Below are 24,399 nucleotides of genomic sequence, written 5' to 3' on the forward strand. Positions count from 1 at the left end.
GTGGAAATATTATGTTAAAGGTTGATCTGTTTAAGTTGTTCGAGTTGTTTTTAAGTGAGGCGCTAGATGATTCTCCCGATGTTTTTCGGCTCAAAGGATGGGGGGTGAGTGATCTTGTGATGGGAGGATATGATCTAACAGGGTTTGTTTCAGATTTTCATATGTACGAAAGGTGGAACTCTATAAATCATGGTGGTAAATGGGTAGATATAAATGTTAAGAATTATTTTTTTTGTGATGAAAGGCTAGGTTTGGGGTTCGAAACTGTTGGTGTTAGGCTGGTGTCGCTTCTTAAATACCATAGGAGCTTAAAGTGGGGTAATGGTTTTGAGTTCTATTTCTTTGATGACGATCTAAAGGATGGGGCCGTTATTTTACAGGGAGGGAAAGTACTGAGATTTAGTCGGAGGAGTAAAAGGGGGTCATATAGGGTTGTTACGCTCGAAAGCGATTTTTTTTCGACTAGATTCTCTGATCTTTCAACTGGAATGGTACGTGCGACAATGGAGTTCTATTCTGCTGAAAAACTGCATGCAATTTCAAAGGAAACTCGAATAGGTGCACTTCGTAAGCTGGTTGACTTTCTACGGTCCTCTTGAAGTCACAGTTATCAGCGGAAACTAAAATCGTAATAACGGGTACCTGAACAGCAGCACAACCTGAGCTTGCATATCGCGGTGGTGGCGATGTGGACGCAAGAGTATGACGTGGTAAACCAGTGGGTTGCGACAGTGCGCGCCAATGGGCACCGGGTCAGCTGGCTGACCTACGGCAGCGGTCACTTGCTGGGGCATGCGCCTAGATGAGCACGACCTCTTGAGCTACAGCGTGACGACCTGCACCGCGAGGTGGCGCGTCATCAGGGGGCAATCATCTGCTGTTGACTCAGAGCTGGGATCCGATGAGGCGGTTGCACGAACAGTTGCTGGGCCGTAGCGATGACAAAAGTACGGTGCTCAAGCGTACGTATAGCCTGCGACGCGGCGGGTCAACTTACGGATATCGACGACACCCGGCGGGGGCCTTTGTCTTATCGCTACGACCCGGTTGGCCGGTTGCTGAGTGCCGTCAGCCGATTGGGGGTGGAGCCCTTTGCGTTCGATCCGGCCGGCAACCTGCTGGATGACACTGCGCAGCAGGCCCACCGCCCGCTGGGCTAGGACCCCAAGCGCGCCAAGCTGATGGACTACCTGCTGCGTGAGTACGCCGGTACCCATTACGAATAAGACGACCGAGGCAACCAGATTTAGCGTTGGCATAACGGCCGCCACAGTCGCCTGCGCTGGGACCTGTTCGGCCGCCTGGTGCATTTCGAGGATGCGCGACTGGCGGTGGAGTTTGCCTACGATGCCTTGGGCCGGCGATTGTTCAAGCACTCTAGCGCACATTACAAGCCACGCCGTGAGGCCGGCTCGCAGTGGAACCGCAACGAGCATGAGCGCAAGCAGCGCGAGCTGGGGTGTGGTTTCACGCTGTACGGCTGGGACGGCGACCGCCTGGCGTGGGAAAGCAGCCCGGCGCAATACGACGGCGACACCGTGCGAACGGTGCACTACCTGTTTGAACCGGGCACCTTTGGGCCGGTGGCACAGGCGTCTTGCCCTCACGGCCCCCTCGCTGGCAAGTCATGCGCTGACCTTGCCGGCGAAGAAGCCATCCGCTTCACCCCAGATTCTTGCCCAACAACGCGTGATACAGCTCGCTGTCGCCCAATATCCCCACCACTTGATTCCCCTCCTGCAGCACCAGCTTGTTCCCCGTCTGATACCGAATCTGCAACGCCTCGCGCATGCCGATATTGGCATTCACCAGCGTCGGCTTTCGCTCCAGCCCCTCCACCGCCTCGCCCGGCGCCCAGTTCTGCAAGGCCATGCCGTTGACGCCCTGGCGCGCGCCCCTGATGGTGTTGCCCTCGGCCAGGTCCAGCCAAGAATCACCACCCGGGTCCAGGCATACCGAACCGTTGATGCGCTTGCACTTGTCCAGCGTGCGCATCAGGCTGCGCCCGCACAGCACGTTGAGCGGGTTGGTATGCGCGACAAAGGTACGCACATACTCGTCCGCCGGGTTGAGCACGATCTCCTCGGGCTTGCTGTACTGGATGATGCGCCCGTCCTTCATGATCGCGATGCGGCTGCCGAGCTTTAGGGCCTCGTCCAGGTCATGGCTGACGAACACGATGGTCTTGGCCAGCTTGCGTTGCAGCTCAAGCAGCTCGTCCTGCAGGCCCTGGCGGATCAGCGGGTCGAGCGCCGAGAACGGTTCGTCCATCAGCAGGATGTCGGCGTCCATCGCCAGCGCTCGGGCCAGGCCCACGCGCTGCTGCATGCCGCCCGACAGCTCGTCGGGCTTCTTGTTGCGCCACTGGGTCAGGCCCACCAGCTCGAGCTTCTCGTCCACCAGCTTGCGCCGCTCCTTCTCGGGCCGGCCCTGCATCTCCAGGCCGAAACTGATGTTCTCGCGTACCGTCAGCCAGGGCATCAGGGCGAACTTCTGGAACACCATGGCGATACGCTGGGTGCGCATCATCTTCAGCTCGGCCGGGGTGCAGTGGGCAATGTCGATCTGTGCGCCTTCATGCTCGACGAACAGCTTGCCGCGGCTCACCGTGTTCAGGCCGTTGATGCAGCGCAGCAGGCTCGACTTGCCTGAACCCGACAGGCCCATCAGCACGCAGATCTCGCCCTTGTTGATGTCCAGGCTGGCTTTCTCGACGCCGACCACCAGACCGGTCTTCTTCAGGATCTGTTCACGCGTGAGGCCCTGGTCCAGCAGGCTGAGCGCCTCACGCGGGTGGCGCGAGAAGATCACGTCGACCTCTTCGAAGCGAATGATGCTCATGCTTCACTCCTTGCCGGTGCGTCCGGTTGCTTGCAGATACGGTCGAGCATGATCGCCAGCAGCACGATCGCCAGCCCCGCCTCGAAGCCCAGCGCGATATCGGCGGTGTTGAGTGCGTTGACCACCGGTTTGCCCAGACCATCGGCGCCCACCAGCGCGGCGATCACCACCATCGACAGCGACAGCATGATGCACTGGGTGACCCCCGCCGCGATGCTGGGCATGGCATGCGGCAGTTCGATGCGCGAGAGCAGCTGGCGCCGCGAGCAGCCGAACGCCTTGCCGGCATCCAGCAGTTCCTGCGGCACGTCGCGGATGCCCAGGTAGGTCAGGCGGATGGGCGCGGCAATCGCGAACACCACCGTCGAGATCAGCCCCGGCACCACGCCCAGGCCGAACAGGGTCAGGGTCGGGATCAGGTACACGAACGTGGGCACCGTCTGCATCAGGTCGAGTACCGGGCGCATGGCGGTGTAGAACATCGGCTTGTGTGCCGCCAGGATGCCCAGCGGCACGCCGATGGCCACGCACACGAAGGTGGCGAACAGCACCTGGGCCAGGGTTTCCATGGTTTCCTGCCAGTAGCCGAGGTTGAGAATCAGCAGCAACGACAGCGCGCAGAATACGGTGAGCGCCCATTTGCGCTGGATCAGGTGAGCGATCAGGGCCACCAGGGCAATCAGGACGAATGGGTTGAACCAGGTCAGCGCCCCGGTCACCCCGTGAATCATGAACTCCAGCGCCTCGGCGAAGGCGTCGAAGTAGTTGGCGCCGTGTTGCGTCAACCACTCGACGAAGGCCGCGATGTGCTGGCCCAGGGGTATTTTTTGATCGATCAGCATGATAGCGAGCGTCCACCTGCAAGGGATTGGAAACAACCCGCGCCGGGCAATCGCCCCCCGGCGCGGGGCGTGCTTACTGCGTCAGCTTGGCCTTGGCCGCCTCCAGGCCCGGTTTGCCATCCACGGTGGTCACGCCGGCCAGCCAGGTGTCGAGCACCTGCGGGTTCTGCTTGAGCCAGGCCTTGGCGGCGGCGTCGGGCTTGACCTTGTCGTCGAGCACCTTGCCCATCAGGGTGCTTTCCATGTCCAGGGTGAAAGAGAGGTTCTTGAGCAACTGGCCGACGTTGCTGCACTCCTGGCTGTAGCCCTTGCGCGTGTTGGTGAGCACGGTGGCCTTGCCGTAGTCGGGGCCGAAGAAGTCGTCGCCGCCTTCGAGGTATTTCATCTTGAAGCGCGTGTTCATCGGGTGCGGTTCCCAGCCGAGGAACACCACGTCGGTGCCACGGCGCTGGGCACGGTCGACTTGCGCGAGCATGCCGGCCTCGCTCGACTCTACCACCTTGAAGCCGGCGTCCTTCAAGCCGAAGGCATTCTTGTCGATCATGCTCTGGATGGTGCGGTTGCCGTCGTTGCCCGGCTCGATGCCGTAGATCTTGCCGTCCAGCTCCTTCTTGAATTTCGCGATGTCGGCGAAGTTCTTCAGGCCCTTGTCATACAGCGCCTGGGGCACGGCCAGGGTGTACTTGGCATTCTCCAGGTTGGCACGCACGGTTTCGACGGTGCCGGCATCGCGGTACGGCTTGATGTCGTTTTCCATGGTCGGCATCCAGTTGCCGAGGAACACGTCCATGTTCTTGCCGTCGGCCAGCGACTTGTAGGTCACCGGTACCGAGATCATGGTGGTGCGGGTCTTGTAGCCAAGCGCTTGGAGCACCGCACTGGTGACTGCAGTGGTCACGGTGATGTCGGTCCAGCCGACGTCGGAGAAGTTGACGGTGTGGCACTGCTCGGGCTCCACGGCCTGGGCCAGCGCCGGCAGGCTCAGCAGCGCGGCCAGCAACAGCGGGGGTGAACCTTTCATGGTGGACTCCTGGTTTTTTTCGGATGTCCCACGGGACAGGGGCCGTGCAATCGAGTCGGTACCGATCATCTAACAGCGAAAATCAAACGCCTACCGGGTGCGTCGTATCCAGTACAGGCAGGGTCGCATCCAGTGCCAATGAGGTCGCTTACAGTGTCGTCGGCCTCGAAAAACGCGGTTCTGGCGCATGTGCACCGCAAAAAAACGGCGCAGGTCCTGCCCTGGCAACGGGCGGCGCTGCTGGACAAGAGCGCGTCGGTTGCAGACGTCGTGGTCGCTGACAAAAGCCTGATGATGCGCGAAACCGGCGGATTGCCGCCTTTTCAGCGTAGCAGCCAGAGGTACGCGGCATGGCCATCAGTGTGTTCGACCTGTTCAAGATCGGTGTCGGCCCTTCAAGCTCGCACACCGTCGGCCCGATGCGCGCCGCAGCGCTGTTCGTGCAGGGGCTGCGCGAGCGCAACCTGCTGGCCCGGGTGCGGCGTATCGAGGTGCGCCTGTACGGCTCGCTGTCGGCCACCGGCATCGGTCACGGCAGTGACAACGCGGTGATCATGGGCCTGATGGGCGAATGGCCGGACGCCATCGACCCGGCGCAGATCGCCCCGCGCATCGCCACGCTACGCGAAACCGACAGCCTGCTGCTGGACGGACGCTGGCCGGTCGGCTTCGTCTGGGCCCGCGACATGCGCCTGCTGGACGAGAACCTGCCGTACCACCCCAACGCCCTGACCCTGATCGCCGAGGGCGAGCAGGGCGAGCTGCACCGCGATACCTACTACTCGGTGGGCGGCGGCTTCGTGGTGGACGCGGCGCAGGCGGCCAGCGGTGTGCTGGACGCCGACACCACCGTGCTGCCCTACGACTTCAACAGTGCCGTGGAACTGCTGGATTTGTGCCGGCAGCACGACCTGCGCGTGTCGCAACTGATGCTGGAGAACGAAAAGGTGTGGCGCAGCGAGGCTGAAATCCGTGCCGGGCTCATGACCCTGTGGCGGGCCATGCAGGCCTGTGTCGAAAACGGCCTGCGCCACGAGGGCATCCTGCCGGGCGGGCTCAATGTGCGCCGCCGCGCGGCACGCCTGCACCGCAGCCTGCAGGAACTGGGCAAGCCCAACGTGATCGGCTCCACCCTCAGTGCCATGGAGTGGGTCAACCTGTATGCGCTGGCGGTCAACGAGGAAAACGCCGCAGGCGGGCGCATGGTCACCGCCCCCACCAACGGCGCGGCAGGCATCATCCCGGCGGTGCTGCACTACTACATGCGCTTCAGCGACGAGGTCAGCGAAGCCAGCGTGGTGGACTTCTTTCTGGGCGCGGCGGCGGTGGGCATCCTGTGCAAGAAGAACGCGTCGATCTCCGGCGCCGAAGTCGGCTGCCAGGGCGAGGTCGGCTCGGCCTGCGCAATGGCGGCGGCGGGCCTGGCCGAAGTGCTCGGGGCCACCCCGGCGCAACTGGAGAACGCCGCCGAGATCGGCCTGGAACACAACCTGGGGCTGACCTGCGATCCGGTTGGCGGGCTGGTGCAGGTGCCGTGCATCGAGCGCAACGCGATTGCCGCGGTCAAGGCGATCAACGCCGCGCAAATGGCCTTGCGCGGTGACGGCGAGCACTTCATCTCCCTCGACCGGGTGATCCGCACCATGCGCGACACCGGCGCCGACATGCACGACAAGTACAAGGAAACCTCTCGCGGCGGGCTGGCGGTGAACGCCATCGAATGCTGAGGCGTGGCTGCGCCGTTTTGGCCCATCGCTTTGAGCGTGCGCTGCGTTTTGGCGCGCCCCGGCCGATGGCGATTCACTGGCCACGCCACCCCTTCCAGCACGCGCGGTGACACCGCGCGTTGTCGTTTCTGGGCATCCTTCCCACAAGTGCTACCCAATTTCACAACGGGACTACAGACAGGCTTTGGCCCGGCCTTTTGCGTTTAAAAGCGACCCTGCGGGCGTGGGCGAACTAGACACATCGCGATGTCGTTTTCAGGTGTTGTTGAATGCGTATTCAAGTTTGGGCATGGCATTTGCGTTGGGTTTGGCAAAGCCCCTGCAATCGAACCGGGGCCATGACAAAAAGCCCGAGCCTGAGGCACACCCTGCATTGTGTGAGGAGAGATCGCGATGACGTCGTACAACTCCGCAACCCCAAACCAGAACCGCACCCCCCAATCCATCGGTTTCCTGCTGCTGGACAACTTCACGCTGATCTCCCTGGCCTCCGCGGTCGAGCCGCTGCGCATGGCCAACCAGTTGTCGGGTCGCGAGCTGTATCGCTGGAGCACACTGAGCGTGGATGGCGGTCAGGTGTGGGCCAGCGACGGCCTGCAGATCACTCCTGATTCGGCGATGCATGCGGCGCCGGCGATGGACACCGTGATCGTGTGTGGCGGCATCGGCATCCAGCGCACCGTGACCCGTGAACATGTGACCTGGCTGCAGAGCCAGGCCCGCCAGTCGCGTCGGCTGGGGGCGGTGTGTACCGGCAGCTGGGCGCTGGCCTGTGCGGGGCTGCTCGATGGCTTCGATTGCAGCGTGCACTGGGAGTGCCTGGCCGCGATGCAGGAGGCCTTCCCGCGGGTGAGCATGAGCACGCGCCTGTTTACCCTGGACCGCAACCGCTTCACCAGCTCGGGCGGCACCGCGCCGCTGGACATGATGCTGCACCTGATCAGCCGCGATCATGGCCGCGAGCTGTCGGCGGCGATCTCGGAGATGTTCGTGTACGAGCGTATCCGCAACGAGCAGGACCACCAGCGCGTGCCGCTCAAGCACATGCTCGGTACCAACCAGCCCAAGCTGCAGGAAATCGTGGCGCTGATGGAGGCCAACCTCGAAGAGCCGATCGACCTGGACGAACTGGCGGTGTACGTGGCGGTGTCGCGGCGCCAGCTGGAGCGGTTGTTTCAGAAGTACCTGCATTGTTCGCCGTCGCGCTACTACCTGAAGCTGCGGCTGATTCGTGCGCGGCAGTTGCTCAAGCAGACGCCGATGTCGATCATCGAGGTGGCATCGGTGTGCGGGTTCGTGTCCACGCCGCACTTTTCCAAGTGCTACCGGGAGTACTTCGGGATACCGCCGCGTGATGAGCGGGTAGGCTCGAACACGGCCCAGCAGGTGGCGATGATGCCGCTGCCGCAGGCGCTGGTGCTGTCGCCGCTGGCCGGGCCGATGTCGGCGCTGAGTCAGGCGCGCAATGAGTCGACGTTTGCCAGTGTGAGGCTGTAGACCAGGCCGACAGCATCGCGGGTCAAGCCCGCTTGTGTCTTGAGGAGGGGTTAGAATCTGAAGTGAGAGCGGTGAATGGCAAGCTGATAGCCCGAGGTGCCCTGAGCACGCGTGGGAGCACAAGCTGCCATTCACCGTTCTACTTTGGCGAGAGCCCGAACAGTTGGATGAGGGCCAAATCTCGAATCACAAGCGTGGGCCAAGCCAAAGTACTCTCACACCTTGAGTCTAAGAGGGTTTGGCCATGTCTTCCTCTGTCGGTATCGATGTTTCCAGTGCCACGCTCGCCGTTCACATCCGCCCCGAGGATATTAGTTTCAATGTTTCCAATGACTTGAGTGGATTTAAGCAGCTCGTCGAAAAACTTGGCGAGTACCAGGTTTCAGCCATTTTGCTTGAAGCAACCGGCGGTTATGAATGCAGCGCCCTTCGGGCACTGCAAGGTGCTGGTTTCCCGGCCTTCCGAATCAACCCCAATCGCGCCCGGGATTTCGCCAAGTCCATGGGCAAGCGTGCCAAGACCGACCCTATCGATGCAGCTGTGCTTGCCCATTTCGCCGAGGTGCTGCCGCCTCAACGTTGCGTAGCGATGACCCCTGAGCGAGCTTTGCTACGTGAACTGCTGATCCAGCGGGATCGTTTCGTCCAGCAACGTGACGATGACAAGCGCCGACTGAAGCAAGCGCAAACGGCATGTGTTTTGGCGAGTCTGGAGCGCCATATCAACTATTTGAAGGCCGAGATCAAAGCGCTTGAGCAAGAAATTGCCAAGCAGGCGGAGGAACTGCATGACGACCGCGTAGCGCAGCTCATGCAGGTCAAAGGTATCGGCCTGGTCACAGCCGCCAAACTGGTGGCCTTGCTACCGGAACTGGGTCAGGTGAGTCGCCAGGAGATCGCGGCTCTAGTGGGTGTCGCGCCGTTTAACGAAGATAGTGGCAAACACTCTGGCAAACGTTCGATCTGGGGAGGGCGGACACGAATCAGGCGGGCGCTGTACATGGCGTGCTGGGTCGTCATCCGGCACAACAAGGACTTCACTGAGCGTTATACCGCTATGAGGGCCCAGGGAAAGCTAGCGAAGGTAGCGGTAGTGGCATGCATGAGAGTCCTGATCGTCCGTTTGAATGCGATGCTCAAGGCCGGTACGCCGTGGCAGGAGCAGATCGCTCAACCGTAGGAGCCAGCTTTGCTGGCGATGCCCGGCTACGCCGGGCCAGGGGCGCTAAGCACCCCATCGACGGCAGAGCCGGCTCCTACAAAAAGACAGTTGCTCCCACCGGTACATCGCTGCTCTGAAGGGCAGTGAAGCGCCTGTGGGAGCGGGCTTGGCCCGCGATGGGGTCAACCGTGAAGGCTTTTGTGGTTCGCCAGCGCCGGCAGCAACTGCTTGTCGATCGCCTGGCGCACCGCCGGCAGGATCGTCGCGCTGCCGGTGTACAACTGCTCCACCAGGCCGCGCAGGGCCCGGGCGCGTTCCGCGCTCAAGCCGCGTACCGCACATTCGCAGGCCTGCTCGGCGCTGGCGCCGGCAGGCATCTCGAAGCCCAGGGCGCGCAGTTGGCCCAGCAGGTCGTCCTGATCGATCAAATCGGCGTGCATCATGGCGGTTGTCCTTGTTCGAGGCGAAGGGTGCCCCGATTCTGGGAGCGCTGCGCGGTGGCGACAAGGGGCATGGCCGGCATACCTATGAACAGGTCGTTTTTGGCTAGATCAGTGACGTGCGCAGGCGCCCTCAGCCGCGCTTGAGCAGCGCCGCACAGGCGCTCTTGTAGGCCTCATGCTGATACTTGTTCAGCGTTCCCGGCAGCTCGAGATTGTGCTTCTTGGCCTGGGCGCTGACGGTCTGCGGCGACACCAGCTCCACCGTGCAGTTGTCCAGCAACTGCAGCACGCCCTCGATCTTGAAGGTGGTCGGGCCGCCGGCAAAGTCGCCTTTCTTGCTGCGCTTCTTGATCGCCAGTTGCCCGATGCCATGCTCGCTGACAAAGGCTCTGACCTGTGCGGCGAATGCCTTTACCTGGGCGGCATCCTCGTCATCCTCCAGGCCGATCTTCTTGGTGGCCACGCCAACGTGCACGGGCTGGCCGGCGTCCAGGCTGGCCACTGCCAGCAGGGCTTCGCTGCCCTTGATTTCGATGCCGCAGATTTTCATGGGGTGCCTCAATCGGAGTTTTGCAGGCCAAGGGACTGCAGGTATTCGGAGCGGTCGTCGCTGCGTTGCGCCAGGCAGGTGTTCAGTGCGGCGTCGTACTCCTTGCCCGGTGTGCTGTCGAAGGTCTCGACCTTGCAGTCGGCGTCGCGTACTTGCTTCCACAGGTTCTGGGCGGCGTTCAGGCGGTTGCTCAGTTCGGTGATCTTCGCACCCTGGCCGGCATACTGTTCCTTGATGCGTTCGAGCAGGTCGCCGAAGGCGGCGTTCAGCTCGCGTTCGGCGACCGTACGGCTGTAGGCGGCGCAGGCGTAGTTCTGCTGGGCCGTCTCGACGTTGTCGCACGGGGTGGGAGCGTCACTTTCCTCGGCCTGTGCGCCCAGCGCCACAGCCGCAAGCACAAGCCATACCAGCGATTTCATCTACAGAGTCTCCCACCAGGGTGCGCGTAAAGGATCCGCGATTCTCGCAAAGCACCGTAGCAAAGAACAGCATGGCGAGCGGGCAATGGTCGGCACTGTTCGGCACCTTCCCGACGGGTGCCGCCCGGGCCCTTTGTCGCACCTTGACGTTTTCGGCAATTCCCCTGTCGTTTTTGCATCCTGGCGACCTGGCGCCTAGGCATATGCTGGCCCCAAAGCGCCGGCAGACGATTCGGCGCCGCAACGTCATACAAGGGGACAGCCTGATGAGCCCGGCCGAATTGCACGCAGACAGCATCGTTATCGACGGGCTGATCATCGCCAAGTGGAACCGCGAGCTGTTCGAGGACATGCGCAAGGGCGGCCTCACTGCCGCCAACTGCACTGTCTCGGTGTGGGAGGGCTTTCAGGCCACCATCAACAGCATCGTCGCCAGCCAGAAGCTGATTCGCGAAAACAGCGACCTGGTACTGCCGGTACGCACCACCGCCGACATCCGCAAGGCCAAGGAGCAGGGCAAGACCGGCATCCTCTTCGGCTTCCAGAACGCCCATGCCTTCGAGGACCAGCTCGGCTACGTGGAGATCTTCAAGCAGCTGGGCGTGGGCATCGTGCAGATGTGCTACAACACCCAGAACCTGGTGGGTACCGGCTGCTATGAGCGCGACGGCGGGTTGTCCGGCTTCGGTCGCGAAATCGTCGCCGAGATGAACCGCGTGGGGGTCATGTGCGACCTGTCCCACGTCGGCTCCCGAACCAGCGAGGAAGTCATCCTCGAATCGAAAAAGCCGGTGTGCTATTCCCACTGCCTGCCCTCCGGGCTCAAGGAGCACCCGCGCAACAAGTCCGATGCCGAATTGAAGTTCATCGCCGACCATGGCGGCTTTGTCGGCGTAACCATGTTCGCGCCGTTTCTGGCCAAGGGTATCGACGCGACCATCGACGACTACGCCGAGGCCATCGAATACACCATGAACCTGGTGGGTGAAGACGCCATCGGCATCGGCACCGACTTCACCCAGGGCCACGGCCAGGACTTCTTCGAGTACCTGACCCACGACAAGGGCTATGCGCGCCGCCTCACCAGCTTCGGCAAGATCATCAACCCGCTGGGCATCCGCACCGTGGGCGAATTTCCCAACCTCACCGAAACCCTGCTCAAGCGCGGCCACCCCGAGCGGGTGGTGCGCAAGATCATGGGCGAGAACTGGGTCAATGTCCTGAAAGACGTCTGGGGCGAGTAACCCCACGCCTCACCCAGCCGCATCCTTTTTCTTTTATGGAGTTCAGTTTCCATGGCCAAGATCGCCCCGCAATTGCCCATCGAAGTCGACAGCGAAACCGGTGTGTGGACCAGCGACGCGCTGCCGATGCTGTACGTGCCGCGGCATTTCTTCGTCAACAACCACATGGGCATCGAAGAGGTGCTGGGCGCCGACGCCTACGCCGAGATTCTGTACAAGGCCGGCTACAAGTCGGCCTGGCACTGGTGCGAGAAGGAGGCCGAATGCCACGGCCTGCAAGGCGTGGCGGTGTTCGAGCACTACATGAAGCGCCTGTCGCAACGCGGCTGGGGGCTGTTCACGATCCAGGACATCGACCTCGACAGGGGTACCGCCAGCGTCAGGCTCGAACACTCGGCCTTCGTCTATGTGTACGGCAAGGTCGGGCGCAAGGTCGACTACATGTTCACCGGCTGGTTCGCCGGCGCCATGGACCAGATCCTGGCGGCCCGCGGCAGCCCCCTTCGCACGGTCGCCGAGCAGGTCTACGGCGGTTCGGAACACGGCCACGACGACGGCCTGTTCATCGTCAAGCCCCTGTAAGTCGAGGAACCCGCCATGGCTTTCGAAGCAATGTTCCAGCCGCTGCAGATCGGCAAGCTGACCATCCGCAACCGGGTACTGAGCACCGCACACGCCGAGGTGTACGCCACCGACGGCGGCATGACCACCGAGCGCTACGTGAAGTACTACGAAGAGAAGGCCAAGGGCGGCATCGGCCTGGCCATCTGCGGCGGTTCGTCGGTAGTGGCCATCGACAGCCCGCAGCAGTGGTGGGCCTCGGTCAACCTGGCCACCGACCGCATCATCCCGCACTTCCAGAACCTGGCCGACGCGATGCACAAGCACGGCGCCAAGATCATGATCCAGATTACCCACATGGGCCGGCGCTCGCGCTGGGACGGCTATCACTGGCCGACCCTGATGTCGCCCTCGGGCATCCGCGAACCGGTGCACCGCGCCACCTGCAAGACCATCGAGCCGGAGGAGATCTGGCGCGTGATCGGCAACTACGCGCAGGCCGCGCGCCGCGCCAAGGAAGGCGGGCTGGACGGTGTGGAACTGTCGGCAGTGCACCAGCACATGATCGACCAGTTCTGGAGCCCGCGGGTCAACAAGCGCACCGATGAATGGGGCGGCAGCTTCGAGAACCGCATGCGCTTCGGCCTGGAAGTGCTCAAGGCGGTGCGCGAGGAAGTCGGCCCCGACTTCTGCGTGGGCATGCGCATCTGCGGCGACGAGTTCCACCCCGACGGCCTCAGCCACGAGGACATGAAGGAGATCGCCAGGTACTACGACGCCACCGGCATGCTGGACTTCTTCGGCGTGATCGGCTCGGGCTGCGACACCCACAACACCCTGGCCAACGTGATCCCCAACATGAGCTTCCCGCCCGAGCCGTTCCTGCACTTGGCGGCGGGCATCAAGGAGGTGGTGAGCGTGCCGGTGATGCACGCGCAGAACATCAAGGACCCCAACCAGGCCACGCGCATTCTGGAGGGCGGCTACGTGGACATGGTCGGCATGACCCGCGCGCACATCGCCGACCCGCACCTGATCGCCAAGATCAAGATGGGCCAGATCGACCAGATCAAGCAGTGCGTGGGCGCCAACTACTGCATCGACCGCCAGTACCAGGGCCTGGACGTGCTGTGCATCCAGAACGCCGCTACCTCGCGGGAATACATGGGCGTGCCGCACATCATCGAGAAATCCACCGGCCCCAGACGCAAGGTGGTGGTGGTCGGTGCCGGCCCGGCCGGCATGGAGGCGGCGCGGGTGGCGGCCGAGCGCGGGCATGACGTGACCCTGTTCGAGAAGAAGGAGGCTATCGGCGGGCAGATCAGCATCGCCGCCAAGGCTCCGCAACGCGACCAGATCGCCGGCATCACGCGCTGGTACCAGCTGGAGCTGGCGCGGTTGAAGGTCGACCTGCGCCTGGGTACGGCGGCGGACGTCGACACCCTCATGGACCTGCGCCCCGACGTGGTGGTGCTGGCGGTGGGCGGGCACCCGTTCATCGAGCAGAACGAGCACTGGGGCGCGGCCGAGGGTCTGGTGGTCAGCAGCTGGGACGTGCTCGACGGCACGGTGGCGCCGGGCAAGACCACGCTGGTGTACGACACCATCTGCGAATTCACCGGCATGTCGGTGGCGGATTTTCTGGCCGACAAGGGCAGCCAGGTGGAGATCGTCACCGACGACATCAAGCCGGGGGTGGCGATTGGCGGCACCTCGTTCCCCACCTACTACCGCAGCATGTACCCCAAGGAAGTGATCATGACCGGTGACCTGATGCTGGAGAAGGTCTACCGCGAGGGCGACAAGCTGGTGGCAGTGCTGGAGAACGAATACACCGGGGCACGGGAGGAGCGGGTGGTCGACCAGGTGGTGATCGAGAACGGTGTGCGCCCCGACGAGACCCTGTACTACGCGCTCAAGGAGGGCTCGCGCAACAAGGGCCAGATCGATGTGGAGGCGCTGTTCGCGATTGAGCCGCAGCCGATATTGAGCCAGCCGGGGGAGGGGTACCTGCTGTACCGGATCGGCGATTGCGTGGCGCAGCGCAACACCCATGCGGCGATCTACGACGCCTTGCGCCTGTGCAAGGATTTCTGAGCGTTCACTGCCCTTTCTTTCTGTAGGAGCCAGCCTTGCTGGCGAAGCGGCCACCGCGCAATCGACATGACACTGTGTCGTTGCATTCGCCGGCAACGCCGGCTCCTACAGGCAGATGTGCGATGTGCCCAGTCGGGAGCTTCCCATGTTGAACACCCTGCTACCCCTGCTGCTGTTCGCCGCCCTCGGCCTGGCCGTGCTCGGCGCGCTGCGGCGCGTGCGGATGTGGCGCCAAGGCCGGCCATCGCGGGTCGAGCTGCTCAAGGGCCTGCTGGCCATGCCACGCCGGTACATGGTCGACCTGCACCATGTGGTCGCCCGCGACAGGTACATGGCCAACACCCACGTCGCCACCGCCGGCGGCTTCGTGCTGGCCGCCGTACTGGCGATCCTGGTGCACGGTTTCGGCCTGCACAACCGCCTCCTCGGCTACGCCCTGCTGGTGGCCACCGCCTTGATGTTCGGCGGTGCGCTGTTCGTCTACAGGCGCCGGCTGAACCCGCCCGCGCGCCTGTCCAGAGGCCCCTGGATGCGCCTGCCGAAAAGCCTGCTGGTGTTTTCCGCCAGCTTCTTCATCGCCACCCTGCCGGTAGCCGGCATCCTGCCCGAAGGTACCGGTGGCTGGGTGCTGGTGGCCTTGCTCGGGCTGGGCGTGCTGTGGGGTGTGAGCGAGCTGTTTTTCGGCATGACCTGGGGCGGGCCGATGAAGCACGCCTTCGCCGGTGCCCTGCACCTGGCCTGGCACCGGCGCGCCGAACGCTTCGGCGGCGGACGCTCCACCGGGCTCAAGCCGCTGGATCTGCAAGACCCGAGTGCACCGCTGGGTGTGGAAAAACCCAGGGACTTCACCTGGAACCAGTTGCTTGGCTTCGACGCCTGCGTGCAATGCGGCAAATGCGAGGCCGCGTGCCCGGCGTTCGCCGCCGGCCAGCCACTGAACCCGAAAAAACTCATCCAGGACATGGTGGTGGGCCTGGCGGGTGGCACCGATGCGAAGTTTGCCGGCAGCCCGTACCCCGGCAAACCGCTCGGCGAACACGGCGGCAACCCGCACCAGCCGATCGTCGACGGCCTGGTGGATGCCGACACGCTGTGGTCGTGCACCACCTGTCGGGCGTGCGTGGAAGAGTGCCCGATGATGATCGAGCACGTGGATGCGATCGTCGACATGCGTCGTCACCTGACCCTGGAAAAAGGCGCCACGCCGAACAAGGGCGCCGAGGTGCTGGACAACCTGATCTCCACCGACAACCCCGGCGGCTTCGCCCCGGGCGGGCGCATGAACTGGGCCGCCGACCTCGACCTCGAGGTGCTGGGCGAGGTGCACGGCACCGACGTGCTGTTGTGGGTGGGTGACGGCGCCTTCGACATGCGCAACCAGCGCACCCTGCGCGCCTTCGTCAAGGTGCTCAGGGCGGCCAATGTAGGCTTTGCCGTGCTCGGCCTGGAGGAACGCGACAGCGGCGACGTCGCCCGCCGGCTGGGCGACGAGGCCACCTTCCAGCAACTGGCCCGGCGCAATATCCGGACCCTGGCGCAGTACCGCTTCACGCGCATCGTCACCTGCGACCCGCACAGCTTCCATGTACTGAAGAACGAATACGGCGCGCTGGGCGGTCACTACCAGGTGCAGCATCACAGCAGCTTCATCGCCGAGTTGATCGCCGCCGGCCGCCTCGACCTGGCGCCGCACAAGGGCGCCAGCGTGACCTATCACGACCCGTGCTACCTGGGCCGCTACAACGGCGAGTACGAGGCGCCGCGCCAGGTGCTGCGCGCGCTGGGCATCGAGGTGCGCGAGATGGCGCGCTCCGGCTTTCGCTCGCGTTGCTGCGGCGGCGGTGGCGGTGCGCCGATCACCGACATTCCGGGCAAGCAGCGCATTCCCGACATGCGCATGCAGGACATCCGCGAGACCGCCGCCGAGGTGGTGGCCGTGGGCTGCCCGCAGTGCACCGCGATGCTCGAAGGCGTGGTCGAACCACGCCCGCAGATCAAGGACCTGGCCGAGCTGGTGGCCGACGCGCTGCGTGAAGCGACGGTTGCCAGCACGCCGGTAGCAAGCCAACCAGAACCTGCGCAGGTGGACCCATGAGCGACATCATCCGGCGTGACCCGCGTGCCGAGTGGATTGCACGCAACCGTCTGCACCCGCTGCACGCAGCCATGCAGGCCCAACAGACGCAGTGGATGGGGCCCAATGGCGTGCTGCGCAAGAACCCGCATGCGGTGGGCTTCATCGGCCCCAATGGGATCAAGCGCATCGATCGCAGCGGCGCCAGCCAGGGCGCTACGAGCAAGCGCAGCGCCGCCGCCGAGGTGCTGGTGCCGCTGCATCAGGTGCCGTTGCCGGCGTTCTACATCGTGGTGGTGCCGGACATGGTCGGCGGGCGCCTGAGCAGCCACGACCGGGATGTGCTCGGGCTGGCCCACGGCCTGGCCGGCAGCGACGGCGCGGTGCTGGCAGTGGTGTTTGGCGAGCACAAGGAAACCGCCTTCGGCACGTTCGGCGTCGACCGCCTGCTGCAGATCGACGGTGACGCGTTCGCAGGTTATGCACCGGAGCAGCGGGTGCAGGGCCTGCGGGCTGTGGATAACCAGTTCAACCCGCGCCACTGGCTGCTGCCCGACAGCCGCAGCGGTGGCGGCGAGCTGGGCCGGCGCCTTGCCGCGGCGCTGGGCGAGCGCCCGGCCACGCGGGTGTGGCAGGTCAAGGACGGACTGTGCAGCGGGCGCGCCGGGGCTGGCCAGCAGGACCTGGTACGCGGGCTGGCGCGCCTGATCCTGGCGGCGGCCGAATGTGCCGAGCCGGTCAGCGAAACCCGCCATGAAGCCCTGCCGGTGGAGTTGTCCACAGGCGCGGCGCGCAGCCTGGCGCGTATCGAAGACCTCGGACCGGTGCCGGTGGACCCGGCCACCATCGCCATGGCCGAGGCCGAATTCATCCTGTCGGGCGGCAACGGGGTCAAGGACTGGGCACTTTTCCACAGGGCCACCGCCGCGCTGGGGGCCACCGAAGGGGCCTCGCGGGTGGCGGTGGACGATGGCTTCATGCCGCGCAATCGCCAGGTGGGGGCCACCGGTACCTGGGTCACGGCGCGGGTGTATGTGGCTGTGGGTATCTCCGGGGCGATCCAGCATCTGCAGGGCATCGGTGCCTGCGACAAGGTGGTGGCGATCAACCTGGACCCCGGCTGCGACATGATCAAGCGTGCCGACCTGGCGGTCATCGGCGACAGCGCGGCAATTTTGCAGGCGCTGATCGAGGCTGTGGACAACTATCGCAACAGCGCCCGGCGCGATGCGGCCTGAGGGGGCATTCATGAACACCAAGGTCATCAGCCTGGTCTCGATCGGCGCCCACCCCACCTCGGGGCGCATGCGCCGCGCCGAACAGGATGCGCGGGCTGTGGAACTGGGGTTGCAACTGGCTGGGGATAACCTGCAGGTGCTGCATGCCGGCGACCCGCACGAGCCTGCGCTGCGCGCGTACCTGGGCATGGGGCTGGCGCAGCTGGACGTGTTGCAGCAGCCCGCAGGCGCCGATGTGCTGGGCGTGCTCGGTGACTACCTGCGCGAGGCGGGGGCACAGTTGGTGCTGAGCGGCAGCCAGGCCGAAACCGGCGAAGGCTCGGGCATGCTGCCGTTTCTGCTGGCCGAGCGCCTGGGTTGGCCGCTGGTGGTGGGGCTGGCGCAGGTGGAATCCATCCACAATGGCGTGGCCCAGGTGCTGCAGGCCCTGCCACGGGGGCAGCGGCGCCGCCTGAGCGTGCGCCTGCCGATGCTCGCCACTGTGGATAACGCCGCGCCGGTGCCGCGCCAGAGCGCCTATGGGCCGGCGCAACGCGGGCTGTTGGCGGCCCATGAGGTGGCGGTGGTGGAGGACGAGTTATTCACAGATGCTGTATTGCAGCCGGCCAGACCCCGGCCCAAACGCCTCAAGGTAATCAAGGCCAAGAGCGGTGCCGACCGCATGAAAGCCGCCACGGCGAAGGCCAGTGGCGGCGGTGGACAGGTACTCAAGGGCGTGACCCCGAGCGAAGGCGCCGAGGCGATCCTGAAGCTGTTGGTGGAGGAGGGTGTGCTGCGCTGAAGGGTTGTGCACAAAGTCTGTTGGCGGTTCTGTGGATAAAGTGTTTGCCTATGGCTGCAGGCCACGTCAACCGTGGCCTGCAGGCTATTGTTCAAATAGTGATCAATACACGCCGCGAATTTTTCGCGGTTTTTTCATGCCCGTCGTCCAGCGAGACGGCAGTTTTGCTCACAATCCTTGTTGGCGGCTCTGTGGATAATCTGTTCGGACATGGCTGCAGGCCACGTGGTTAAAGGTGTTCAGCTATTTGATCAAAAAACGCACAAAACCTCGTCAATCCACCACGAAATACTCACGCGGCAGCGAAAATCGGGGGTTTCGGCGGTTTATCCACATGGGTTTTGCAAAGAGGGCTACTTGCACACAAAGTCTGTTGGCGGCTTTGTGGATAAGGTGTTCGTGCAGTGCTGTGGGCCACGTATTCAAAGGCTTACAGAGATTTGATCACTTTTTGATCTATTACACGCTGTGGATTGAAGGGCGCTGGGCGGAAGTTTTCCACAAGGGTTGCCCACAATTGCTGTGGGTGTGGCTGTGGATAAAGTGTTGGTGGAGTAGGTATGGGGCAGTAGGGGCTGGGGTTTGCGGGTGTTGGTCAAAATTTGTACAGATTGTATGGGGTTCTTCGCCGGCAAGGCCGGCTCCTACAGTTGATGCGTAGGAGCCGGCCTTGCCGGCGAATGGGACTACTGTGCCGCCACCCCCTTCAGATACGGCGCCGGGGCCGCGCCCAGGTTGCTCAGCATCCGCTCGCTGTACCAGTCCACGAAATTCACCACGCCAAACTCGTAGGTTTTCGAATACGGCCCCGGCTGATACGCCGTCGAGTTGATGCCGCGCTGGTTCTCTTCGGCCAGGCGCCGGTCCTGGTCGTTGGTCGCGTCCCACACCTGGCGCATGCGCGCCGGGTCGTAGTCCACGCCCTCAACCGCATCCTTGTGCACCAGCCACTTGGTGGTGACCATGCTCTCCTGGGCACTGATCGGCCATACCGTGAACACGATGATGTGATCACCCATGCAGTGGTTCCACGAATGCGGCAGGTGCAGGATGCGCATCGAGCCCAGGTCGGGGTTCTGGATGCGCCCCATCAGTTTCTGGCAGCCCAGCTTGCCGTCCAGGGTCATCGACAGCGTGCCCTTGAGCAGGGGCATGCGCACGATACGGTTGCGCAGGCCGAAGCTGGCATGCGCATAGGGGATCTTCTCCGCGTCCCACGCCGCAGCGCTGGCCGCCACGTGATCCTTGAACGCCTGGTCGGCGCGCGGGTCGGTGACGTCGTCCCATTCGAGCAGGGTCTTGAGCAGCTCCGGGTGCGAGGCGTTGCAGTGGTAGCACTCGCGATTGTTCTCCAGCACCAGCTTCCAGTTGGCCTTTTCCATCAGGGTGGTCTGCACCGCCACCTTGGTGTTCTCCATGTCGTAGGGCTCCATGTAATGGGCCAGGGTGGCGAGGAAGTCATCGATGGCTGGCGGGTTGTCGGCCAGGCTGACGAAGATGTAGCCACCGGCGGTCTTCACGTTCACCGGCTTGAGACCGTACTGCTGCATGTCGAAGTCGTCGCCCATCTCGGTGCCGGCGAACAGCAGCCGCCCATCCAGCTCGTAGGTCCACTGGTGGTAGTGGCACACCAGCTTGGCCACCTTGCCCTTGTCGCTGGTACACAGGCGCGAGCCACGGTGGCGGCACACGTTGTGGAAGGCATGCACCTTGCCCTCGGCACCGCGGATCACGATGATCGGGTTCTTGCCGATCTGCAGGGTCAGGTAGTTGCCCTTGGCCGGGATCTCGCAGGTCATGCCTGCAATCAGCCATTCCTTGTGGAAAATCTCCTGCATGTCGATCTGGAACAACCGCTCATCGGTGTAGAAGGGTTGCGGCAGCGAGAAGGTGCGCTCGCGGGTCTGCAGCATGTCGGCGGTGGCCTTGCGTGCAGCGTCCAGTGGGTCGCCCAGGCTCAAGGTTGCGGTGACGTCCATCGTTCAGGTCCTCATGGCCCGTGCGGGCCGCGAAAGTGGCTAATCGTTCGTGTGGCGACGCAGGGCTCAGACAGCAGGTTGATGTGCGATGGAGTGTGCGTTCGCCCGCGCCGGCAACCATGCCCATGGGCGACATGGCCAGATCCGTTCCCGACGCGCGAGCCCTTGTGGGCGGGGGCTGGTCGCGATAAGTACGCCGATGTCGCGAACAGGAATGTGCGCCGCCTGCACCTTGCGCATCATCGTCGCCATAACAGGCCCCGATCGGCCGCGGAGACGAGCATGTCGAACAACTTCCTCAACCCGGTGACCACTCAGACCTGGGCCAACGGCCGGCATACCGTGCGCTGCGTCAAGGTCATTCAGGAAACCTGGGATGTGCGCACCTTCTGCTTCATGGCCGACCAGCCGATCCTGTTCTTCTTCAAGCCGGGGCAGTTCGTGACCCTGGAGCTGGAAATCGACGGTCAGCCGATCATGCGCTCGTACACCATCTCCAGCTCGCCCTCGGTGCCCTACAGCTTTTCGGTGACCATCAAGCGCGTACCCGGCGGCAAGGTTTCCAACTGGCTGCACGACACCCTGCATGAAGGCCAGGAGCTGGCCGTGCACGGGCCGGTGGGGTTGTTCAACGCGATGGACTTCCCCAGCCCCAGGGTGCTGTACCTGAGCGGCGGGGTGGGCATCACCCCGGTGATATCCATGGCGCGCTGGTTCTATGACACCAATGCCAATGTCGACATGGTGTTCGTGCACAGCGCGCGTTCGCCCAAGGACATCATCTACCACCGCGAGCTGGAGCACATGGCCTCGCGGATCGACAACTTCAGCCTGCACATCATCTGCGAGAAGCATGGCCTGGGCGAGGCATGGGCCGGTTATCGCGGCTACCTGAACCAGAAGCTGATGGAGCTGATCGCGCCCGATTACCTGGAACGCGAGATCTTCTGCTGCGGGCCCACGCCCTACATGAACGCGGTCAAGCGCATGCTCGAAGCCAGCGGCTATGACATGCAGCGCTACCATGAGGAGTCGTTTGGCGCCACGCCGCCCGAGGCCAAGGCCGATGCGGTAGAGAACGCCGAGCAGGCCGCCGAGGCCGCCGAAGTGGTCGTGGCCGACCAGCACCAGGTGGAGTTCACCGCCAGCGGCAAGAGCATCCGCGTGGCGCCGGGCGAGACGGTGCATGCGGCAGCCGCCAAGCTCGGGCTGATGATCCCCAAGGCCTGCGGCATGGGTATCTGCGGCACCTGCAAGGTGCTCAAGCTGGGTGGCGAGGTGGACATGGAGCACAACGGCGGCATCACCGAGGACGACGAGGCCGAAGGCTATATCCTGTCGTGCTGCAGCGTGCCGCGTGGTGACGTGCGCATCGAGTTCTAGTCGCGCAGCAGCTCGTGGTACAGCGCAGGGCGCCGGTCGGCCAGCACGTGGTTGTGGTCGCTGATCTGCTTGTCCAGTGCCTGGCCCAGCCTGATGTCGGCCAGCAGCAGCTGCTTCTTGCCGACACGCTTGCCGCCCTTGAGCACATAGCCGTCGGCATCGGTGAGGGTCGAACCGCCCACCCAGCCAACCCCGCGCTCCTCGCCACAGCGGTCGCAGGCAATGACGAACAGCCGGTTCACCGAGGCGCTGGCCTGAACCCGGATGACCTCGGCCGGGCGCTGGAAGCCGGGCCGGGAGGTGTCCGGCCAGTTCACCGGTGCGCACAGCAGCTGGGCACCGCGCAGCGCCGCCAGGCGCACCCATTCGGGAAACTCCAGGTCGTAGCAGATCATCATGCCGATGCGCCCCAGGTGGGTGTCCACCACCGGCGGCGGCTCGCTGCCGGGGGTGAAGATCTGCGTTTCGCGGTCCCACAGGTGGGCCTTGCGGTAGAAGGTGCGTCGGCCGTCGGGCTCGATCAGCACCGAGCTGTTGGCCACCTGGCCGTCGGGCAGGCGCTCGCAGAAGCCGCCCACCACGATGATCTGGTACTTGGCGGCCTGCCGGGCCCAGGCCTCGAGGGTCGGCCCGTCACGGGGCTCGGACAGCGCGTGGGCCTCTTCGCGATCGTGGAACGCGTAGCCGCTCTGCGCCAGCTCGGGCAGTACCAGCAGTTGCGCGCCGCGCTCGGCGGCCTCGGCGATGGCCACCCGGGTACGGTCGAGGTTGTAGCTTGGATTGGCAATGGCCGGCGCCAGCTGGTAGCACCCGACACGCACGGTTTGCGGGGATGGGGTCATGGCTGCGGCGCCTTGCGCTCGGCGACCGGGGGCGGCGGGGTGCCGGGCAGGTGGCGCATCAGGAGCCAGTACAGCAGGGCCGAAACGATGAAGCCGGGAACGAAGGCCAGGTCGGCGCCGGACAACGCCACCGCTACCGGCCCTTGCACGCCGGCCAGCGACACGAAGGGCAGCATCGCCAGCAGCCCCCCCAGGTAGGCCAGGATGCCGGGCCAGGCCCACTGGCCGTATTCGCCCGCCGGGTCGAACATGGCCGGGATCACGTAGTTGCCTTTGCGCAACAGGTAGTAGTCGGTGAGGTTGATTGCGCTCCAGGGCACCAGTACATACAGCATCAGTTGCAGGAACAGGTTGAAGCTGTCGAGGTAGCTGTCGGGCAACGCGATGGCGGTGAGGTACACCACCGCGCCAATGCCGCCCAGGCCCAGGGCGCGCCCGGCCAGCCCCGGCGCCAGCGGGCGAAACGCGGTGATCGCGCTGATGCCGGTCAGCAGCGCGCCGTAGCAGTTGACGGCCATGATGCCCACCAGCGCCGGCACCGCCATCAGGATCGCGAAGGTGCCGAAGCCGGGCAGGAAGCGGTTGCCCAGGTGCTGCAGGCTGCTGATGGCTTCGGGCGCCACCACTGCCGAGGCTACCAGTGCGCCCAGCGACATCAGCCACACCGCAGAGCCCGCGGCGCCCAGATAGGTCCACAGCACCACCTTGCGCGCCGAGGTGCTGGGCGGCAGGTAGCGCGAGTAGTCCGAGACATACACCGAGTAGCTGATCTGGTAGCCGGCGGCGGCCGACAGCTGGATGAGAAAGCCCGACCAGGAAAACTGCAGCTGGCGCTGAACGGTGTCGGCCTCCAGCAACAGCAGCGCTGCCAGGGTGAGCAGGCCGAACACGCCGATCAGCAGGTAGGTGAGCCAGCGCTGCACGGTGTGCAGCAGGTCGTGCCCGACCACGGCGATCACCACGGCCACCGCGATCAGCAGTGCGTACCAGAAGGCATCGCTGCCCGGCAGCACAGTGGTCAGCGCATCGGTGGCCAGGATCACGTTGAAAACGTTGAAGCCGATGTACACGCACACCACCGCCATGAACGGCAGCACGGCGCCTCGCAGGCCGAACTGGGCACGGGACTGGATCATCTGTGGCAGGCCAAGGCGCGGGCCCTGGTTGGCATGCAGGGCCATGCACAGGGTGCCCAGGGCCACCCCGAGCAGGATCGCCAGCACCGCCTGCCAGGCGGCCAGACCCAGGGCGGGCCCGACGAAGCCGGTGACCATGGTGGTGAGTACGAAGTTGCCGGTGAACCAGAAGGGGCCCAGGTGCCAGGCCTTGCCGTGACGCTCGTCGAGGGGCACCGGGTGGATGGTACGGGTTTCTATCTTCAGGCCTGACGTTTCAGGTGCAGGTGCCGCATTGTTCATGGCGTTCCCAGGCATTCGGGCGAAAGTTTCAATGCTGATGAGGTTAGATGAAGCTGCAACTAACGGAACAACGACACACTTTAAGCGAGCGCGCAGCTACTTGCCTGAAAGTGTCTGTAATGTCCGATGTAGAGCCATTCTGATTTGTAAACTGGTATTTATGCCAGTCTGCAATGCGGGGAGGTTATTGCGAAAAGTTATCGTGCGGCGTGAGGTTTTTGATGCCGAAGTTAAAGTGCAGTGAATATTCCTACTTAATATTAGGAATAGTTTGCGAGCA

20 protein-coding genes and 1 pseudogene are annotated in these 24,399 nt (G+C 63.9%); 12 read left to right on the forward strand and 9 right to left on the reverse strand.

What is annotated here, in order from left to right; translation table 11 throughout:
* The first annotated feature begins 11 nt into the window (after window positions 1-11).
* Both V9K84_RS23645 and V9K84_RS23650 read left to right on the forward strand, forming a co-directional pair.
* The gene (locus V9K84_RS23645) at window positions 12-599 is read left to right on the forward strand and encodes a hypothetical protein (protein WP_143516602.1); all 588 of its coding nucleotides are present in this window, start codon (window positions 12-14) and stop codon (window positions 597-599) included.
* Window positions 600-677: 78 nt separating this feature from the next.
* Window positions 678-1,595, forward strand: a pseudogene (locus tag V9K84_RS23650) (RHS repeat protein); the annotation flags it as partial.
* A 67-nt stretch (window positions 1,596-1,662) separates the two neighbouring features.
* Here V9K84_RS23650 and choV read toward each other — a convergent pair.
* From choV to V9K84_RS23665, 3 genes are all read right to left on the reverse strand, one after another.
* A complete protein-coding gene (gene choV / locus V9K84_RS23655; RefSeq protein ID WP_043860366.1) occupies window positions 1,663-2,841 on the reverse strand; it encodes a choline ABC transporter ATP-binding protein in 1,179 nt (392 codons plus the stop codon).
* Complete coding sequence (gene choW / locus V9K84_RS23660) at window positions 2,838-3,686, reverse strand: choline ABC transporter permease subunit (protein WP_178075053.1); 849 nt, start codon at window positions 3,684-3,686, stop codon at window positions 2,838-2,840. The genes choV and choW overlap by 4 nt, the downstream gene beginning before the upstream one ends.
* Window positions 3,687-3,756: 70 nt before the next feature.
* The gene (locus V9K84_RS23665) at window positions 3,757-4,704 is read right to left on the reverse strand and encodes a choline ABC transporter substrate-binding protein (protein WP_043860364.1); all 948 of its coding nucleotides are present in this window, start codon (window positions 4,702-4,704) and stop codon (window positions 3,757-3,759) included.
* A gap of 350 nt (window positions 4,705-5,054) precedes the next feature.
* Here V9K84_RS23665 and V9K84_RS23670 point away from each other — a divergent pair, with 350 nt between their 5' ends.
* From V9K84_RS23670 to V9K84_RS23680, 3 genes are all read left to right on the forward strand, one after another.
* A complete protein-coding gene (locus V9K84_RS23670) occupies window positions 5,055-6,431 on the forward strand; it encodes an L-serine ammonia-lyase (RefSeq protein WP_054916697.1) in 1,377 nt (458 codons plus the stop codon).
* Window positions 6,432-6,824: 393 nt separating this feature from the next.
* Window positions 6,825-7,928, forward strand: a complete 1,104-nt coding sequence (locus V9K84_RS23675) for a GlxA family transcriptional regulator (protein WP_043860362.1) — start codon at window positions 6,825-6,827, stop codon at window positions 7,926-7,928.
* Between the two features lie 244 nt (window positions 7,929-8,172).
* Window positions 8,173-9,108: a transposase gene (locus V9K84_RS23680; RefSeq protein WP_088513811.1), complete on the forward strand. Its 936-nt coding sequence runs from the start codon at window positions 8,173-8,175 to the stop codon at window positions 9,106-9,108.
* 164 nt (window positions 9,109-9,272) lie between these two features.
* Here V9K84_RS23680 and V9K84_RS23685 read toward each other — a convergent pair whose 3' ends face one another.
* From V9K84_RS23685 to V9K84_RS23695, 3 genes are all read right to left on the reverse strand, one after another.
* Window positions 9,273-9,533 (reverse strand): hypothetical protein, encoded by a 261-nt coding sequence (locus V9K84_RS23685; RefSeq protein ID WP_043860361.1) that lies wholly within the window; start codon window positions 9,531-9,533, stop codon window positions 9,273-9,275.
* Between the two features lie 130 nt (window positions 9,534-9,663).
* On the reverse strand, window positions 9,664-10,083 hold the full coding sequence (locus tag V9K84_RS23690) for a DUF3010 family protein (protein ID WP_043860360.1): 420 nt from the start codon (window positions 10,081-10,083) through the stop codon (window positions 9,664-9,666).
* A gap of 8 nt (window positions 10,084-10,091) precedes the next feature.
* Window positions 10,092-10,502, reverse strand: a complete 411-nt coding sequence (locus V9K84_RS23695; protein WP_088514261.1) for a lysozyme inhibitor LprI family protein — start codon at window positions 10,500-10,502, stop codon at window positions 10,092-10,094.
* A 266-nt stretch (window positions 10,503-10,768) separates the two neighbouring features.
* On the opposite strand from V9K84_RS23695, the gene V9K84_RS23700 reads away from it, so the two are divergent.
* The 6 genes from V9K84_RS23700 (at window position 10,769) to V9K84_RS23725 (ending at window position 18,497) form a co-directional block, all read left to right on the forward strand.
* The gene (locus V9K84_RS23700) at window positions 10,769-11,746 is read left to right on the forward strand and encodes a dipeptidase (RefSeq protein WP_043860376.1); all 978 of its coding nucleotides are present in this window, start codon (window positions 10,769-10,771) and stop codon (window positions 11,744-11,746) included.
* Between the two features lie 51 nt (window positions 11,747-11,797).
* Complete coding sequence (locus tag V9K84_RS23705; RefSeq protein WP_054916693.1) at window positions 11,798-12,328, forward strand: 4-vinyl reductase; 531 nt, start codon at window positions 11,798-11,800, stop codon at window positions 12,326-12,328.
* 15 nt (window positions 12,329-12,343) lie between these two features.
* Window positions 12,344-14,404, forward strand: coding sequence for a dimethylglycine demethylation protein DgcA (gene dgcA / locus V9K84_RS23710; protein WP_088514262.1), 2,061 nt, complete (start codon window positions 12,344-12,346; stop codon window positions 14,402-14,404).
* Window positions 14,405-14,549: 145 nt separating this feature from the next.
* On the forward strand, window positions 14,550-16,499 hold the full coding sequence (gene dgcB / locus V9K84_RS23715; protein WP_088514263.1) for a dimethylglycine demethylation protein DgcB: 1,950 nt from the start codon (window positions 14,550-14,552) through the stop codon (window positions 16,497-16,499).
* Entirely contained in the window at window positions 16,496-17,716 is a 1,221-nt protein-coding gene (locus V9K84_RS23720; protein ID WP_043860355.1) for an electron transfer flavoprotein subunit alpha/FixB family protein, read from the forward strand. The genes dgcB and V9K84_RS23720 overlap by 4 nt, the downstream gene beginning before the upstream one ends.
* A 10-nt stretch (window positions 17,717-17,726) precedes the next feature.
* The gene (locus tag V9K84_RS23725) at window positions 17,727-18,497 is read left to right on the forward strand and encodes an electron transfer flavoprotein subunit beta (RefSeq protein ID WP_043860354.1); all 771 of its coding nucleotides are present in this window, start codon (window positions 17,727-17,729) and stop codon (window positions 18,495-18,497) included.
* Window positions 18,498-19,183: 686 nt separating this feature from the next.
* Here the strand turns inward: V9K84_RS23725 and gbcA are convergent.
* Window positions 19,184-20,476 carry a glycine-betaine demethylase subunit GbcA gene (gbcA, locus tag V9K84_RS23730; RefSeq protein WP_043863625.1) on the reverse strand — a complete coding sequence of 431 codons (1,293 nt, stop codon included), beginning with the start codon at window positions 20,474-20,476 and terminating at the stop codon, window positions 19,184-19,186.
* Between the two features lie 282 nt (window positions 20,477-20,758).
* Here gbcA and gbcB point away from each other — a divergent pair, with 282 nt between their 5' ends.
* Window positions 20,759-21,859, forward strand: coding sequence for a glycine-betaine demethylase subunit GbcB (gbcB, locus tag V9K84_RS23735; RefSeq protein WP_088514264.1), 1,101 nt, complete (start codon window positions 20,759-20,761; stop codon window positions 21,857-21,859).
* Here the strand turns inward: gbcB and V9K84_RS23740 are convergent.
* Together V9K84_RS23740 and V9K84_RS23745 are read right to left on the reverse strand one after the other, a co-directional pair.
* Window positions 21,856-22,701, reverse strand: coding sequence for a nitrilase-related carbon-nitrogen hydrolase (locus tag V9K84_RS23740; RefSeq protein WP_088514265.1), 846 nt, complete (start codon window positions 22,699-22,701; stop codon window positions 21,856-21,858). The genes gbcB and V9K84_RS23740 overlap by 4 nt on opposite strands.
* Window positions 22,698-24,119 (reverse strand): cytosine permease, encoded by a 1,422-nt coding sequence (locus tag V9K84_RS23745; RefSeq protein WP_043863628.1) that lies wholly within the window; start codon window positions 24,117-24,119, stop codon window positions 22,698-22,700. The genes V9K84_RS23740 and V9K84_RS23745 overlap by 4 nt, the downstream gene beginning before the upstream one ends.
* Window positions 24,120-24,399: the final 280 nt, after the last annotated feature.

The sequence above is a fragment of the Pseudomonas sp. AE27 genome (assembly GCF_037113495.1).
GTDB lineage: Bacteria > Pseudomonadota > Gammaproteobacteria > Pseudomonadales > Pseudomonadaceae > Aquipseudomonas > Aquipseudomonas palmensis.

Excerpts from the sequence above, each read along its gene's own strand:
- V9K84_RS23705 (WP_054916693.1), top strand. The coding sequence starts at position 11,798 with ATGGCCAAGATCGCCCCGCAATTGCCCATCGAAGTCGACAGCGAAACC.
- V9K84_RS23675 (WP_043860362.1), top strand. The coding sequence starts at position 6,825 with ATGACGTCGTACAACTCCGCAACCCCAAACCAGAACCGCACCCCCCAA.
- V9K84_RS23740 (WP_088514265.1), bottom strand. The coding sequence starts at position 22,701 with ATGACCCCATCCCCGCAAACCGTGCGTGTCGGGTGCTACCAGCTGGCG.
- V9K84_RS23725 (WP_043860354.1), top strand. The coding sequence starts at position 17,727 with ATGAACACCAAGGTCATCAGCCTGGTCTCGATCGGCGCCCACCCCACC.
- V9K84_RS23700 (WP_043860376.1), top strand. The coding sequence starts at position 10,769 with ATGAGCCCGGCCGAATTGCACGCAGACAGCATCGTTATCGACGGGCTG.
- V9K84_RS23720 (WP_043860355.1), top strand. The coding sequence starts at position 16,496 with ATGAGCGACATCATCCGGCGTGACCCGCGTGCCGAGTGGATTGCACGC.
- V9K84_RS23695 (WP_088514261.1), bottom strand. The coding sequence starts at position 10,502 with ATGAAATCGCTGGTATGGCTTGTGCTTGCGGCTGTGGCGCTGGGCGCA.
- dgcA (WP_088514262.1), top strand. The coding sequence starts at position 12,344 with ATGGCTTTCGAAGCAATGTTCCAGCCGCTGCAGATCGGCAAGCTGACC.
- choV (WP_043860366.1), bottom strand. The coding sequence starts at position 2,841 with ATGAGCATCATTCGCTTCGAAGAGGTCGACGTGATCTTCTCGCGCCAC.
- V9K84_RS23685 (WP_043860361.1), bottom strand. The coding sequence starts at position 9,533 with ATGATGCACGCCGATTTGATCGATCAGGACGACCTGCTGGGCCAACTG.
- gbcB (WP_088514264.1), top strand. The coding sequence starts at position 20,759 with ATGTCGAACAACTTCCTCAACCCGGTGACCACTCAGACCTGGGCCAAC.
- V9K84_RS23745 (WP_043863628.1), bottom strand. The coding sequence starts at position 24,119 with ATGAACAATGCGGCACCTGCACCTGAAACGTCAGGCCTGAAGATAGAA.
- V9K84_RS23670 (WP_054916697.1), top strand. The coding sequence starts at position 5,055 with ATGGCCATCAGTGTGTTCGACCTGTTCAAGATCGGTGTCGGCCCTTCA.
- gbcA (WP_043863625.1), bottom strand. The coding sequence starts at position 20,476 with ATGGACGTCACCGCAACCTTGAGCCTGGGCGACCCACTGGACGCTGCA.
- dgcB (WP_088514263.1), top strand. The coding sequence starts at position 14,550 with ATGTTGAACACCCTGCTACCCCTGCTGCTGTTCGCCGCCCTCGGCCTG.
- V9K84_RS23645 (WP_143516602.1), top strand. The coding sequence starts at position 12 with ATGTTAAAGGTTGATCTGTTTAAGTTGTTCGAGTTGTTTTTAAGTGAG.
- V9K84_RS23690 (WP_043860360.1), bottom strand. The coding sequence starts at position 10,083 with ATGAAAATCTGCGGCATCGAAATCAAGGGCAGCGAAGCCCTGCTGGCA.
- V9K84_RS23680 (WP_088513811.1), top strand. The coding sequence starts at position 8,173 with ATGTCTTCCTCTGTCGGTATCGATGTTTCCAGTGCCACGCTCGCCGTT.
- V9K84_RS23665 (WP_043860364.1), bottom strand. The coding sequence starts at position 4,704 with ATGAAAGGTTCACCCCCGCTGTTGCTGGCCGCGCTGCTGAGCCTGCCG.